The organism is Labilibaculum manganireducens (genome assembly GCF_963665805.2).
Taxonomy (GTDB): Bacteria; Bacteroidota; Bacteroidia; order Bacteroidales; family Marinifilaceae; genus Labilibaculum; species Labilibaculum manganireducens.
Genome location: NZ_CAXXEE010000003.1, coordinates 3426582 through 3442899, shown reverse-complemented (window position 1 = coordinate 3442899; position 16318 = coordinate 3426582). Strand labels below are relative to the sequence as shown.

10 protein-coding genes are annotated in these 16318 nt (G+C 37.9%); 6 read left to right on the top strand and 4 right to left on the bottom strand.

Annotated features, from left to right (window positions below; translation table 11 throughout):
- The first annotated feature begins 33 nt into the window (after positions 1-33).
- From ACHZAX_RS13350 to ACHZAX_RS13340, 3 genes are all read left to right on the top strand, one after another.
- Entirely contained in the window at positions 34-1026 is a 993-nt protein-coding gene (locus ACHZAX_RS13350; RefSeq protein ID WP_320019470.1) for an NADP-dependent oxidoreductase, read from the top strand.
- Between the two features lie 36 nt (positions 1027-1062).
- Positions 1063-1767 (top strand): type 1 glutamine amidotransferase domain-containing protein, encoded by a 705-nt coding sequence (locus ACHZAX_RS13345; protein ID WP_320019469.1) that lies wholly within the window; start codon positions 1063-1065, stop codon positions 1765-1767.
- Positions 1768-1903: 136 nt separating this feature from the next.
- Entirely contained in the window at positions 1904-2146 is a 243-nt protein-coding gene (locus tag ACHZAX_RS13340; RefSeq protein WP_320019468.1) for a hypothetical protein, read from the top strand.
- Between the two features lie 73 nt (positions 2147-2219).
- On the opposite strand, the gene ACHZAX_RS13335 is transcribed toward ACHZAX_RS13340, so the two are convergent.
- The 4 genes from ACHZAX_RS13335 to ACHZAX_RS13320 form a co-directional block, all read right to left on the bottom strand.
- Complete coding sequence (locus ACHZAX_RS13335) at positions 2220-3473, bottom strand: S41 family peptidase (protein WP_394698270.1); 1254 nt, start codon at positions 3471-3473, stop codon at positions 2220-2222.
- A gap of 232 nt (positions 3474-3705) precedes the next feature.
- Entirely contained in the window at positions 3706-4731 is a 1026-nt protein-coding gene (locus ACHZAX_RS13330) for a hypothetical protein (protein ID WP_320019466.1), read from the bottom strand.
- Between the two features lie 38 nt (positions 4732-4769).
- Positions 4770-5381, bottom strand: a complete 612-nt coding sequence (locus ACHZAX_RS13325; RefSeq protein WP_320019465.1) for a hypothetical protein — start codon at positions 5379-5381, stop codon at positions 4770-4772.
- Between the two features lie 88 nt (positions 5382-5469).
- Complete coding sequence (locus tag ACHZAX_RS13320) at positions 5470-6012, bottom strand: RNA polymerase sigma factor (RefSeq protein WP_101309019.1); 543 nt, start codon at positions 6010-6012, stop codon at positions 5470-5472.
- A 337-nt stretch (positions 6013-6349) separates the two neighbouring features.
- Between ACHZAX_RS13320 and ACHZAX_RS13315 the strand changes: the two genes are divergently transcribed.
- The 3 genes from ACHZAX_RS13315 (at position 6350) to pbpC (ending at position 16229) form a co-directional block, all read left to right on the top strand.
- Positions 6350-7717 carry a DEAD/DEAH box helicase gene (locus ACHZAX_RS13315; RefSeq protein WP_320019464.1) on the top strand — a complete coding sequence of 456 codons (1368 nt, stop codon included), beginning with the start codon at positions 6350-6352 and terminating at the stop codon, positions 7715-7717.
- A 181-nt stretch (positions 7718-7898) separates the two neighbouring features.
- A complete protein-coding gene (locus tag ACHZAX_RS13310; protein ID WP_320019463.1) occupies positions 7899-13463 on the top strand; it encodes an alpha-2-macroglobulin family protein in 5565 nt (1854 codons plus the stop codon).
- 429 nt (positions 13464-13892) lie between these two features.
- Positions 13893-16229 (top strand): penicillin-binding protein 1C, encoded by a 2337-nt coding sequence (gene pbpC, locus ACHZAX_RS13305; RefSeq protein ID WP_218973028.1) that lies wholly within the window; start codon positions 13893-13895, stop codon positions 16227-16229.
- The last annotated feature ends 89 nt before the right edge of the window (positions 16230-16318 follow it).

Sequence of the window (16318 nt, the reverse complement as noted above, 5' to 3'; positions counted from 1 at the left end):
ATGAACATTCATTAATATAAAAAACAAAATAAGATGCAAACAATACAATTAAAAAGCAGACCGGTAGGCGTACCAAAATTATCCGATTTTAAATTTGTGACTGAAGAACAGCCACAAATTGCAGAAGGAGAAATACTTTTAAAAGCAACACATATTTCTGTTGATCCCTACTTAAGGGGAAGAATGATGGAAGGTAAATCGTATATCGAGCCATTCGAGTTAAAGAAAGCAATTAGCTCGGGTATGATTGCTGAAGTTGTTGAATCAAAATTGACTGGCTTCAGTAAAGGTGATTTTGTATCAGGCTTACTGGAATGGAAAGAGGTTCAGGTATCTAAAGGCGAAGGCTTGTTAAAGGTAGATGCAAAGAAAGCTCCATTATCTTCTTACTTAGGTGTGTTGGGAATGACAGGTTTAACTGCTTATTTCGGATTGTTGGAAATTGGCAGGCCTAAAGCAGGAGAGACCGTTGTAGTTTCGGGAGCTGCAGGTGCTGTGGGAAGCATTGTGGGACAAATTGCAAAGTTGAAGGGCTGTCGCGTGATTGGGATTGCCGGCAGCGACGAGAAAGTGGAACAACTGGTTTCTGAATCTGGTTTCGATGCTGCAATTAATTACAATACAGCCGGGAACATGAGTCAGGCAATTGCAGAAGCTTGTCCTAATGGAGTAGATGTTTATTTCGATAATGTAGGCGGAGAAATTTCAGATGGTGTGATGATGAATTTGAATCGTTTTGCACGAATCATTGTTTGCGGAGCAATTTCGATGTATAATGCGACCAGCGTACCAATGGGACCCAGAGTTCAGCCCATACTGATTAAGAATTCGGTACTGATGCAAGGATTTGTAGTATCCAATTATATGGAAAAATGGGGAGAAGCAATTCCTCAATTGGCAAAATGGCTGCAGGAAGGAAAATTAAAATCTACCGAAACAATTGTTGAAGGATTTGCAAATACGCCGCAGGCTTTTCTTGATCTTTTCGAAGGAAAGAACAAGGGAAAAATGATTGTGAAAATATAATTTTAAGAAAAATAAACAGGTTTAAATTTAATAGATATGACGATAACAACAGGAGCTTTGAAAATATTATTCGTGCTGACTTCTCATTCTCAAATGGGAGATACAGGTCACAAAACAGGATTTTGGGTAGAAGAATTTGCCAATCCTTACTATACATTAGTTGATCAGGGGGTTGATATAACAATTGCAACTCCAAAGGGAGGTGCTGCACCAATCGATCCAACTTCGGATTTGCCGCAGAATGCGACCGAAGATACCAAGCGTTTTAACGAAGATGCGGCAGTTCAGAAAAAGATTAATGAAACCATTGCTTTGGCAGATATCAATTTTGAAGATTACGATGCTGTATTCTATCCTGGCGGACATGGTCCTCTTTGGGATTTGGCGGAAGATGCAACTTCTGCAAAATTGATTGAGGATTTTAATGCGGCTAAGAAACCAATTGCCTTTGTTTGCCATGCACCGGCAGCCTTGCGGCATGTGAAAAATGCACAAGGTGAATTCCTGGTGAAAGGCAAAAAAGTGACCGGATTTACCAATGAAGAAGAGGAAGCTGTTCAGTTGACTAAGGTTGTTCCTTTTTTGGTAGAAGACATGTTGAAGGAAAACGGAGGTATTTACAGCAAAGGTGATAATTGGGCTGCTTATGCCGTTCAGGATGGTAATTTAATTACCGGTCAGAATCCGGCATCATCAGCACTTGTAGCTGAAATGCTGTTAAAGATGCTTCAAAAGAAGTAAACTGATTGTTTTATCGGTTTTAAATAAATCAAGAGCCATTGAGTGAATTCATTTCATTTGGTGGCTCTTTCTCTTCAAAATAGATTCTTCTGACTATCTTTGTGCTAAAGACAATAACATCAAACAATTTAAAACCATGGATCAGGACGATTTCGATGCCATCAAGAAGATTAAAAAAGAAAATAAGCAGGCCTATAATCCTTGGTCAAGAAAGGATGATGATGAATTGATTAATCTGTTTTTTGATGGTGTTCCTGTTGGTGAAATGGCTATTAAATTAAAACGTACCAAGGGAGCCATTCGCGCACGAATCCGCAAAATGGAACTGATACATATTAAGAAAAAGGCTTCTCCTTCATCCGATTCTTCGAAGAAATAGAAGCAAAATAAAATAATAAATCCCCCGAGAGTACAACAACTCAAGGGGGATTTTGTTTTGTATACATTTGAGGTTACTTGTAACTTAAAGATTTATTTGGGGTGATATATTCCAAACATTTTTCCAAAACAGGATCGCCACCGTTTTTATATTCTTCAGCTTTATATGGAATAAACACATCAGGCATAATAATGCCATTTTTTTGATTACTGTATTCGTCTATTTCTACAGTAGAAATAACAAGTAAGGAATTATTAAAGGCAGAAGTTGTAATCTCTCCATATCTAAGAGCATTATGAGCCAATGGTTCTCCTACTAATGTGGCAAATTTATTGTACTGCATGATATTGGCAAAGGTTGATGCCATCGAAGCAGTATATTCACTTACCAACACATAATAATTCATTTTTCCAGCATACTTTGATTTATCCAGAGGACAAGATTTTATAATATCTGCTTCGGGCATGTTGCAAACTTTTCCAATTGAGTCTTCAGAAAAGCCATAATCAAGTGTTGCTTTTGAGACCATAACTTGTGATCCGCTTTGGTAGCCGATGCTATCCTTGTCGGTAAAAAGGGATATTAATTCATCAAAACGATCTCCATTTCCTCCCGGATTATCTCTAACATCAATAATGATATTAGTATAACCTTTGGATTGAACTTTTGTTATGAATTTTGCCAGCTGTTTAATCATGAATTTGTTGTTGTCGAAGTTCTTAATGCCAAAATAGCCTGTTTCGTAATCGCTATAGATTGTTTCTGGATAGTATTTTTCTTTAAAATTATACTTGTTCAAAGGAACTCCGGGTATCTTAATTTTGTGTTTTTGGCCTTTTCTTAGGAATTGAATCTTGTAGTTTGGCGCAAAGCAAAAATGATTCTGGGCTTGTGTAAAAGGAGAATCGAGAAAACGATGATGATAGGTGTATTTCACAATCTCTTTTGCAGATCTTTCATTGATAGAAATAATTTGATCTCCTTTTTGTAATTCGGGAGAGATTGATTGGTCTATTATAAGAGTATCATTGATACATAGCATTTTAAATGGCCAAACTCTAATGTGTTTGCCCTTGAGTTTGTACTCTGGATATCTTCTTAGTTGAGGCAATATTAGAAAATGAGGATCTCCATTAGTGATTTTATCAAAAGCTTTTCGATACTGGTAGATGTATTCTGTCTCGGGAATAAAATCAGTCGGAAAAGATTTAGAGATTTCATCTATTAAGGAATCAAATTTAGCTTCGGATATTGAATTAAATGGATTGGGATGATACTTTTTTATCAACTCTTTTGTGTGTAGAAGACTATCTTTTGTGATGATCATCTTATCATTTTTTAAATAAGTTGAGTAGTCAGTACTTTCGGTAATTTTGATAGATTGGCAACTAGATACGCTTATTGCAACCAGTATGATAAAATATAATTTGTTCATTTGTTCTGATTCGAATTTGTATGATTTTGGGGATCAAGGGTTCGGAAATGGCTCATCAAACGAAGAGCCATCTCTTGAAATTATAGATTTAAAATAACTTAGCTAATTTATGTGTTCTTATAGCCTACAAGTGAATCTTGATTTTAAAACCAGGATACGGATTCTTGAAAAAATCGTTAAAATAGATTTGAGGAACAATACTTATATTTTCGGTTACTTTCTTTTCTATACCCAAGCGAAAAGAGTCTTTTTCAAATAAATCTCCATTTTGTTTAGCTAAATACCCTAAATTTAACCCGTACCAGTCTCCTTTATTCGGATTTTTAGAAAAATTACGTTGATACCCCAAATCTACCCAATGATTGATGTTTTCTTTACCTGATGAGAAATCGTACATCCATTCATAGCCTAGAGAAAAAGCCTGTTTGGCTAAGTTTTTGTTCCCTAGTTGTACTGTCATACGGGTATAAAAACTACCATTCCAAGTTCCTTTAACATTTTCAAGAGAAGTGCCTGCACTCAGAATAATTTGATCGTTTGTAGTTGCCATCGTATTTATTTGGTGAAGCAGTTTTGCGGAATTGTCTTCGTTTACTTTTACCCAAGCAACAAAAGGAGAAGCTTTAAGGTACCAATCACTTTTCTTTATTAATTGTTGGTCTGTATTTTTTAGAATTTGCGAGAAGTCATATTTTGTAAGTTCTTCTAATTGCTTCATCGTGTTAAAATAAATGGCAACTTTCGAGTTTAATTCAAGTTTATTGTTGCCTTTTATTACCAATGCAATAGCCGTATCTGTAGGAAAAGAAATGCTCATGGTTGAGGCAATCTCTTCTATTGTGATTGTGTGTAGGATATCTTTATCATACTCCTTTATTGTAGAACATTTAATAAGAATGGCTTTGTTCGCTTCTAGTTCTGCAATGTTTAAAACAGCCCAGCGTGTAAGGAAAACATTTAGAAGATCTTTGATTTCTAGATTCCCTGCCAAATCATGTTTGCCATCATAAGTGCTTCTGCTTTCAATGGTGGTTTCATTGGGCATCTGCATGCGAATGGTATCAGAATGAAATTTGTTTTCATTGGCAGCAAATATCTTTATCGAAAATAGAAATAGAAGTCCGCTAAGTAGTATGATTTTATTTGTCATGTGTTTTCTTTTAAGAAGTGAATGAACCGAGTTTATGATTATTTCATCGTGAGGTCTTTAAACAATGATGCCGATGTTTCAGATTCACGTGAGTTATTTTTAAATGTGATTTTAAACTTCCTGTTTGGATTCTTTGTTGTGGTTTTAAGTTTTGAATTGTTTTTAGATAAAGCCATTAAAGCTTCTTCATTAATATCAATCGATAGCCCTTTTACTTGGTTTTTATTTTCACTGTTTTTTAATTGTTGAGCATACCATTTGTTCGTTTCGTCTAAATAATTTTTCAGACTAATAATGCTGTCATTTAACGAATTGTTTACAAGTTGCTGTTCGTTTAATTGTTTTATTAAGACTGTGTTGTTAGAAGTAATACTTTCCAGTTTTTCAGATAGATTAGTCAAGGCTGTTTTTGCCTGTTCTGATTCAACTGTTTTGATCTGTGTTTTATAAATGATCTTTGTCTCAACTTCTTTTTGTGCAACTTGAGGTATACGTGCTTTTGCCTGATTCAATTCAATTCTTAATTGATCTTGGCTTATTTGTAAGCATTGATTTACTCGGTAAGAATAGCTCAAACCCCCCATTAAGATTAGGATAATAGCAATCGATGCAACCCTAAACCAGGCAAAGGTCTTGTTTTTGTGGGGCATTTGTATGGAACTCCACAGAGCAGTTTTGTCGAAACCAACGAAATTATTTTTATTATCCCAAGATTCGAATGCATTCTTTATTTGTTTCTCAACGGATTGCTTCATATCTCACCTCTGTTTTTGAAATCATTTCCTTTAATAATTTTCTAGCCTTGCTCAATTGCGATTTTGATGTTCCAACGGCAATGTTAAGCTTTTGTGCAATCTCTTCATGTTTATAGCCTTCAATTGCGTACAGGCTGAAAACAGTTCGGTAACCATCAGGCAGATTCAATACCATCTGTATTAAATCGTCTTCCAGTAATTTTTCATCACTTGTTAGTTCTGATTCTTCTATATCTTCAATCAATTCTAAAGTGTCCGAAAACCGAATGTTCTTTCTTATTTCCATGAGAGATTGATTAATCACGATCTTTTTCATCCAGGCCTTTAGTAGATTCTCTTCTTGAATGTTGGTCTTTCCAATGCTATTAAAAATGCTTAAAAAACTCTGGGAAAGTACGTCTTGACATAAGTCTCGATTGTTTAGATATCGATAGCAAATACGATACAAGTAATCAGCATACTGTTTGAATAGCTGTTCCTGAGCTTTTGGGTTTTTATTTTTAAGAGCTTTTATTAATTTTTTCACAAGTAGAGATCATAATTGTTTCCTACAAACTTAATAATGCAGATTCATTTCAAAAGGTTGCCTGAGAAAAATAATTTTTAATTTGAGGAAGGATCGTTGCATTAAAACTATTTGAAGAAAACCTTTGTTACTTAGATCAAATCTAACGAGTCATATAAATCATGGAATGGTTTAGAATGTTAAAAATATAGATTGCAGCAACCTAGATTTGTTTTAGTATCAGTAAAATAAAAACGAATAATTGATATTTAATTTCGTTGATAATCAGCTATTTTACTCTGCTTGCTGTTAATCCAAACTATTAGACTATCTTTGCGGTTCAATTTTAAGTACATTTATGACATTTGACAAATTAGAGATTATAGATCCCATTCTTAAAGCGATTGGGGAAAAAGGTTATACACATCCCACTCCAATTCAAGAAAAATCAATACCCATTTTACTTCGCAAAAGAGATTTATTAGGTTGTGCACAAACAGGAACGGGTAAAACTGCAGCATTTGCAATTCCAATTTTACAGCATATTTACAATGATGCAACACCAGAAAAAGGTCGTCGCAAAATTAAGGCTTTGGTGGTAACTCCAACCCGCGAATTGGCTATTCAGATTAAGGATAGTTTTTCAGAGTACGGAAAGTATACAGGAATTCTGAATACAGTTATTTTTGGGGGAGTGAAACAAGGCGCACAAACACAGGCTTTAAACCGAGGTGTTGATGTGTTGGTTGCCACTCCGGGTCGATTGCTGGATTTAATACAGCAAGGGTATATTTCATTAAGAGACATTAAGTATTTTGTTTTGGATGAGGCAGACCAGATGCTTGACATGGGGTTCATTCATGACATTCGTCGAATTATTGATCTTTTGCCAAAAAGAAGACAATCCTTGTTTTTTTCTGCAACCATGCCGGCAAGCATCGTAAGCTTGGCTGGTAAAATTTTAGGTAATCCTGATAGAGTAACGGTAAAGCCGGAGCAGACTACAGCCGAAAAAGTAGGGCAATCGCTTTATTATGTGAGTAAAAAAGCAAAGCCAAAATTGCTGATTTTTCTTTTAAAAACCGAAGAAACTGATTCTACTTTGGTGTTTTCGAGAACAAAGCACGGTGCTGATAAGGTAGTTAAGGGCTTGCAAAAGGCTGGTATTCCGGCCGAAGCAATTCATGGGAATAAATCTCAAAATGCCAGACAGCTTGCTTTAAGCAATTTTAAAAATGGAAGTACAAAGGTACTTGTTGCAACAGATATTGCAGCCAGAGGGATTGATGTATCGGAATTGTCTTTGGTTGTAAATTACGATTTGCCAAATATTCCTGAAACGTATGTTCACCGTATCGGACGAACAGGTCGTGCAAGTGCGAGCGGCAATGCAATTTCATTCTGTGATACAGAAGAAAAACCATATCTTAAAGATATCCAGAAGTTAATAAGACAAGATATTGACGTGGTTAAGGATCATCCTTTTCTTCCGGGTGGAGTAGAGGATAATGCTGTAGAGGAAGTGAAGTCGGATAGAAGAAGGCAACAGCCTAGGTCATCTAAATCTTCAAAACCATCAAATTCATCCAGATCGTCCAGTTCGAGATCATCGAATTCTTCAAAGTCTTCAGGTTCTTCGAGAACGCCAAATTCTTCGAAACCGTCATATTCAGGAAATAAAGAATGGAGACGTGGCAATTCTGCGTCCAAGAAACGAGCTGAGTAAGAAACCGGAATAGAAGTTAATTCTAAAATATATGCAAAGCCGAAGAGGAAATCCTTTTCGGCTTTTTTTTAATTCGGTTATTATTGAAAAATAGTATGGATTATGATCGTTTGTAAACTTTGATAAATCATTTCTTATCCTTAATATTATGCTGATTTAATTAATCCGCATAATTTACAAAATGAGAAAAAAATTCTACCTCCTGATTTCGTTGTCAATATTGATCCTTGCGACGTTTTCCTGTAAAGACAAACAGAGTGTAAAACAAAAAGTTGATCCTGGTTTTGGACAATATATTTCGGCTTTTACTTCCGGAGTTGTTTCTGCCGAGTCGGTGATTCAAATAAGACTGGTAAATGATTACGATCAAAAGATTGAATCTGGTCAGGAATTGGAAGAGGGGATTGTGAGTATTGCTCCTTCGGTAAAAGGAAAAGCATATTGGAAAGATCCTCGTTGTATTGAATTCCGACCAGAAATCAGAATGGAATCGGGAAAAGAATATAAAGTGAATGTGAAGCTATCGAAATTGATGGAGGTTCCTGCGAAATATGCCGATCTGAAATTCAATTTTCAAACCATAAAACAAAGTTTTGCCTTTACTGGAGAAGGACTGCAATCTTACGATAAAACAGATATGCTTTATCAGAAATACAAAGGATACATCACAACTGCTGATGTAATTGTTGATGATGAGATTGAATCGGTTTTGGCTGCCACAATTAATTCTCAGAAAAAAAATATTGAGTGGATGCATTCTGCTGATGGAAAACAGCATCATTTTGTTGTGGATAGCTTGAAAAGAGAAGAGGACAAAGGAGAATTGAATTTGGTGTGGAACGGGGCAGCCATTGGAGTGGATGAAAAAGGGGAGAAAGAAATTGAGATTCCTGCATTAAATGTTTTTAAAGTGATGAATGCAAAGGTGATTCAGCAACCAGAGCAATATGTGTCGGTTCGTTTTTCTGATCCACTGAAAAAGAATCAAAATCTGGATGGTTTAATTCGTATTGACGGAGTATCTTCTTTGAAATTTATTGTAGAAGGAAATGAAGTCAGAGCTTATCCCGGCTATCGGTTATCTGGAATCAAAACAGTAAGTTTTGAAGAAGGAATTAGAAATGCAATGGAATACGCTTTGATGAAAAGCACTAAGATGGAACTCACTTTTGAGGACATTAAACCTGCAGTCCGGTTAATCGGAAAAGGAGTTATTTCTCCTTCATCGCAAGGATTGATTTTGCCATTCGAGGCTGTTAGTTTGAATGCTGTTGATGTGAGAGTTGTAGAAATATTCGAGAACAATGTACATCAGTTTTTGCAGGATAACCGAATGGGCGAATCGGGTAATATTCGAAGAGTAGCCCGTTTAATTTTGCAAAAACGAATCGATTTGGGAACCAATCGTGCTGTTGATCTTCGTAAATGGAATGCATACACCTTGGATATTTCGAATTACATTGATGTGAAACCAGGATCTATTTACCGAATTGAATTGCGCTTTAGAAAAGAGTATTCATTGTATGCCTGCGGAGCAGAACAGGAAAGCGGGGATCAGTTAAATAGTCTGGATGATATAGTTGCAGAGCAACAGCTGGAGGAAGAAATGCAGGATTGGGATCGGCCGGGATGGTATGAGTCTTACTATTATCCTGCCGGATACACATGGAGAGAAGAAGAGAATCCTTGTCATGTATCCTATTATAACGGAGAACGGTTTGTTAGCCGGAATTTATTTGCTTCCGATTTGGGGATTATTGCAAAAGGGGGAACTGATAAATCGATCACTTTTGCAGTTTCCAATCTGATTACAGCAGAGCCGGAAGCTAATGTTGAACTGGAAGTGTACAATTATCAAAAACAGCTGATGGCCCGAAGTAAAACCGATAAAGATGGTTTGGCTAAAGTGCAGTTGGACAGGCAGCCTTTCCTTTTGGTTGCAAAAAAAGGAACTCAGCGGGGGTATTTACGTTTGGATGATGGATCATCTCTTTCGCTTAGTAATTTTGATGTTGGCGGACAAGTAGTTCAAAAGGGGATAAAAGGATATTTGTACGGAGAACGCGGTGTTTGGCGTCCGGGAGATAATTTATACCTGACTTTTGTTTTAGAGGATTCTGATGATGTGTTACCAGATAATCATCCGGTTGTTTTTGAGTTGATAAATCCTCAGGGACAAACTGTTACTCATAAAATAAGCACAGGTGGAACCAATGGATTTTATTCATTCACCTGCTCAACAGATGCTGATGCACCAACAGGAACCTGGTCTGCCAGAATACAAGTAGGAGGTGCATCTTTTACAAAAACGATAAAAATAGAAACAGTTAAACCAAACAGGTTAAAAATAAAGCTCGAATTTGAATCTGAAGTTTTAAAATCTGTGGCAGCGAATCAAAAAGCCAATCTGGATGTTAAATGGCTGCACGGAGCGATTGCCCGCGATTTACAATCAAATATCAGCCTGCGGCTGACTCCAGCTAAAACCTCATTTGATAAATATCCCCGCTATATTTTTGATGATCCGTCGAAAGAATTTTATGCCGACGAACAAGTAATTTTTGATGGAAAAGTAGATCAGAATGGAAAAGCAGTTGTGGATTTGGATTTAAAAGGAAACAAATCTGCTCCCGGAATGTTGAATGCCAATTTTATAACCCGTGTATTTGAAAAAGGCGGTGATTTTAGTATTGATATGCAAAGAGTGAAGTTTGCTCCTTATCAGTCATTTGTTGGGGTAAAAATGCCGGAATCGGAGAGAGGATGGTATTTAACGGACACAGATCATGAAATTCAAATTGCCACAGTAAATTCCGACGGAGCTCCTGTTGACCGGAAAGATTTGGAGGTGAAAGTTTACAAGATTGACTGGCGTTGGTGGTGGGATGCCGGAGAAGAAAATCTGGCTTCGTACATTAGCCGCTCATCAACCCGGATTGTTTCGCATCAAAGGGTTAGCACCAAAGGTGGAAAAGCGAAATTTAAGCTGAATATAAAATACAACGATTGGAATGATTACGGACGTTATTTAATTCGGGTGACTGATCCGGTAAGTGGACATTCAACCGGCGAAACGGCTTATTTTTCGAAATGGTATGGCCGTACTCCTGAAGGAATGCCAGGCAATGCCGCAATGCTTTCTTTTACTTCTGATAAAGACAAATACAGCGTTGGCGAAAAAGCTACAGTAACAATTCCTTCTTCAAAATCAGGAAAGGCTTTGGTAAGTATCGAAACCGGAGCAAAAGTTTTACAAGCATTTTGGATTGATACAAAAACCAATGAATCTGAGTTTTCATTTGAGATAACTTCGGAAATGTCACCCAATGCATATGTTAGTGTAAGTTTGGTTCAGCCTCATGCTCAAACCGAGAATGATTTGCCAATTCGGATGTATGGTGTGATTCCAATTTTGGTGGAAGATCCAAATACCCGATTGAATCCGGAAATTAAAATGCCAGATGTGTTGGAGCCGGAGAAAGAATTTGAGGTGACAGTTTCGGAGAAGGATGGAAAGGCAATGACGTATACTTTAGCTGTTGTTGATGATGGTTTACTTGATTTAACACGCTTTAAAACACCAAATCCCTGGAATACATTTTATGCCCGCGAAGCTCTTGGAGTGAAAACCTGGGACATGTACGATTTGGTGATGGGGGCATTTGGTGCCAGATTGGAAAAAGCATTTGCCATTGGAGGTGATGAAGATTTGGGTGAAAAGAAGCAGGCCAAGGCAAATCGGTTTAAACCTGTGGTAATGTTTTATGGCCCTTACACATTACATGCCGGTGATAGTAAATTGCATAAAATTACCATGCCTAACTATGTTGGCTCTGTTCGTACTATGGTAGTTGCAGGAAATAAGGGAGCTTATGGTTCTGCCGAGAAAACGATTCAGGTCCGCAAGCCTTTAATGATACTGGCAACCTTGCCTAGAGTGGTTGGTCCTGCCGAATCAGTAAAATTACCAGTTACTGTTTTTGCTATGGACCCTAAAATTAAGAACGTAAAAGTTAGAATTGAACCCAATGAATTTCTTATCAGCGAAGGCGGTCTTGAAAAGAGCGTGGTTTTTGAAAAAACGGGAGAGCAGGTAATTGATTTTGATTTGAAAGTGGTTTCTAAATTGGGGGTTGCCAAAGTAAAAGTTTTTGCAGAAAGTGGAAATGTAAAAACAACATATGATATTGAATTGGATGTGCGTAATCCGAATCCACGTGTGGTAAATGTTAGTGACACTTTGTTAAAAGCAGGTGAAAGCTGGGCTAATATATTGAAACTACCCGGAATGGAAGGAACCAACAAAGGGATTTTGGAATTGTCGAATATTCCACCTATCGATTTTGGCCGTCGTTTAGAATACCTTATCGGATATCCTCATGGATGCATTGAACAAACAACTTCGTCGGTTTTTCCTCAGTTATTTTTAGATAAGGTAGTGACTCTGGATTCAGAACAAAAAGCCCGGATTTCTAAAAATGTTCAGGCAGGATTGAATCGCTTGTTGAGTTTTCAAATGCCAAACGGCGGATTCAGTTACTGGCCGGGAGGAGATTATGAAAGTGATTGGGGAACCAGTTATGCAGGGCATTTTATGCTGAAGGCTCAGGAGATGGGCTATACTTTACCAATTGGCTTGAAATCTGCCTGGTTACGATATCAAAAATCTGCAGCTAAAAGCTGGGAGAATTCTTCTTACCGCGGTGGTGTTTACTATTCCCGTCATGATTTACTGCAGGCATACCGCTTATATACTCTTGCCGAAGCTGAAACGCCTGATTTGGCTTCAATGAACAGAATGAGAGAACAAACAAAACTTTCATCAGCTGCAAAATGGAGATTGGCGGCAGCTTATCGTTTAATAGGACAAACAGAAGTTGCAGAGAATCTGATTGAAAATCTGGGAACGGAAGTGGAAGCTTATCGTGAAAATTCAGGTTCTTTTGGGTCTGATACCCGTGACAGAGCGATGATTCTGGAAACTTTAAGTTTGCTTGATAAAAAAACTAAGGCTTTTCCTTTGGTACAGAAATTATCAGCAGAATTATCAAGTAAGTCCTGGATGAGTACACAAACAACCGCCTTTTGTTTAATTGGGATGGCAGAATTTGCAGGGCGTGGAGAATCAAAGCAATTGAATATTTCCTATTCCCTAAATGGTGGTGAAATGCAGGAATTAAAGAGCAATAATCCGCTTATTCAAATTCCTTTGGATTTAAAAACAGGAAAACCAAGTGTAAAAGTCAACAACCTATCCGATGGAGTTCTTTATGCACGGGTAAGTATGAGTGGAATTCCTGCAACGGGTGACCAGACCTCTGCCGAGGAGAATCTGAAAATGAAGATTTCTTACAAAGATATGCAGGGAAATCCGATTGATGTGAAAAACCTGCATCAGGGAACTGATTTTAAAGTAGAAGTTCGGATTGAAAACCCGGGTGTGATGGACAATTATGAGCAAATGGCTTTGACTCAGATATTCCCATCGGGTTGGGAGATTGTTAATACTCGTTTCGGAGATGTTGATGAACTTGTAAAATCTGATGTTCCCACTTATCAGGATATTCGTGACGATCGTGTGTATACTTATTTTGACTTGGATAGAAACAAGAGCAAAACCTTCTCGATTACTATGAATGCCGCTTACGTTGGAAAATATTACCTGCCAACAGTAAATTGTGAAGCTATGTACGATGATCGTATTCATGCCCGCAATCCGGGTCAATGGGTCGAAGTTGTAAAGTAAAATATAAAGGTTAACCTGACAGAGTGCGAAGCACCTGTCAGAGTTATTTGGGTAATAAATGAGAAGGTATGGAGCCGGTAGAGTCAGGAAATTATTATCATATTTATAATCGTGGGATAAATTCTTGCGATTTATTTTCTGAAGAAGGTGATTATGAGAGATTCCTTGAACTCTTTGAAAAGTATCTTAATTCTATTGCCGAGGTTTATGCATGGTGTTTAATGCCTAATCATTTTCATTAGTCGTTAAACTCTGACGGGTCCAAGGACTCCGTCAGGTTTCAAACAATTACAACAGGTCAGTCAGAGTCTGAAAGACCTGACAGCGTTTTTTTAAATGGAAAATAATAAATTCAAAAAGGAAGCTTTCTTTTAGTAAATGAAAATACCAAAAATAAAATATTGCCAATCTAAAAAATGCCGCATTTTAATGTTGGCATTTTTGCTGTTGTGCGTAAGTTTCTGGTTTTCTCTGCCATCAAAATTATTTCACGATCCCACATCAACTATTCTTTATAGCAGAGAAGGAAAGTTACTTGGAGCCAGAATTGCTGCTGACGGACAATGGCGGTTTCCGGAATCGGAACAAATACCGGACAAGTTTGAGCAATCGCTTTTGGCATTCGAGGATCAGTATTTTTATTACCATCCGGGAGTGAATCCGGTTTCGTTAGGACGAGCTTTAATTCAAAATATAAAGGCTGGCCATGTGGTGAGCGGCGGAAGTACGTTAAGCATGCAGTTGGTTCGTATTTCCCGCAAAGGCAAGAGCAGAAACCTCTATCAGAAACTGGTTGAGATGATAAAATCGATTCGCTTAGAGTTGGGATATTCTAAAAAGGAGATTCTTGCCTTGTACGCATCTCATGCTCCATTTGGAGGAAATGTAGTTGGATTGGAAGCTGCTTCGTGGCGTTTTTTTGCACGAAATGCCAAAGATTTATCATGGGCAGAAGCTGCTGCTTTAGCAGTATTGCCAAATGCTCCCTCATTAATTTATCCGGGAAGAAACAGCAGGAAACTTCATGATAAACGCAATCGCCTTTTGGATCGGTTGGTGGAAAGAGGAGTTATTGATTCCATCACTTGTAAATTGGCAAAATTAGAAGAAATACCTTCTAAAATTCATTCATTGCCAATGTTGGCTCCTCATTTATTGGATCAGGCAAATGTTGAACATACAGGCGAACGAATTACAAGTTCTTTAAACTATCGGCTTCAATTGCAGGTAAATGAGTTGGTTCGAAAATATCAGCGGAATTTAGAGGCCAATCAAATTCACAATATGGCTGTTTTGGTTTTAGATGTGGAAACCGGTCAAAGCATAGCTTATGTTGGAAATACCGATAAATTGGATGAGGAAAATCATGGAAATCAGGTAGATGTTATTCGTGCTGCGAGAAGTACAGGTAGTGTTTTAAAGCCATTTTTATTTGCCGGTATGCTGAATAGCGGAGAAATTCTTCCCAATACGCTCATTCCTGATATTCCAACTCAGATAGCAGGATACTCGCCTAAGAATTTTAATCTTCGCTACGATGGTGCCGTTCCTGCTCAAAAGGCGCTGTCACGGTCTTTAAATGTGCCTGCAGTTCGTATGCTTCGCAATTACGGTGTAGAGCGGTTTCACCACCTATTGAAGATATTGGGAATGAGTACGCTTAATCGTCCGGCCGGACATTATGGATTGTCTTTAATTTTGGGAGGGGCAGAAGGCACATTGTGGGATTTATGCGGGATGTATTCCGGACTGGCAAGAAGCTTAAATCATTACAATCAATACAATAAAACTTATTATCCGAATGATATTCGCGAACCAGTTTACCGACTTCAGGATTCTGTAAAAAAAGGGAATCCTGAAATCCAATCAAGACTAAGTGCTGCTTCCGTTTATCAAACATTTGAAGCCTTGCTGGAAGTCAACAGACCGGATGGTGAAAATGGGTGGAAATCTTTTTCTTCATCACGTAAAGTGGCCTGGAAAACCGGAACCAGTTTTGGTTTTCGCGATGCCTGGGCAATTGGGACTACACCTGATTTTGTAGTTGGGGTTTGGGTTGGCAACGCTGATGGAGAAGGCCGGCCGGGCTTAACAGGTGTAAGTTCAGCAGCGCCTGTCATGTTCGATGTATTTAATTTACTTCCTTCAGGTTCTTGGTTTGATATTCCGTTTGAGGAGATGGAAGAGATTCCTGTATGCAGGCAAAGTGGATACAGAGCAGGAAGGTGGTGCGAGACTGTTGATACAATGTTGGTTTGTGAGACAGGTTTGAAGACCAATTCCTGTCCTTATCACAGACTTGTACATTTGGATGCAGGCAAGAGGTATCAGGTGAATTCTGAATGCGAGAAAGTGACTAATATGCAACATGTAAACTGGTTTGTTTTGCCGCCGGCAATGGAATGGTACTATAAAAAAAGAAATGCGTTGTACCGACCTTTGCCCCCCTTTCGGGATGATTGTTCCGGAGCCCGGAATCATGAAGTGATGGAGCTGATTTATCCGAAAGGAAACGATCAGATTTTTGTTCCCATCGATTTGGATGGAATTCGTGGGAAAGTTGTTTTCGAGATGGCTCATCACGATCCGGAAGCTGAAGTTTTTTGGCACTTGGATGGTGAATTTATTGGGGCAACGGTTCATCTGCATCAGATGGAATTAAGTCCGGATGAAGGAGAGCATCTGCTTAGTTTGGTTGACAATCATGGCAACACTTTGTACAAGAAATTTACCGTAGTGGGAAAAAATGATAACGAAATAAACTGATAAGCTAAAAAAAGAATTGCAATTGATCTTGTTGTTTTTTTTGCAAAAAGCTCAACTTTAATGTTTTGCCTGCGTACTATTGTTGGCAT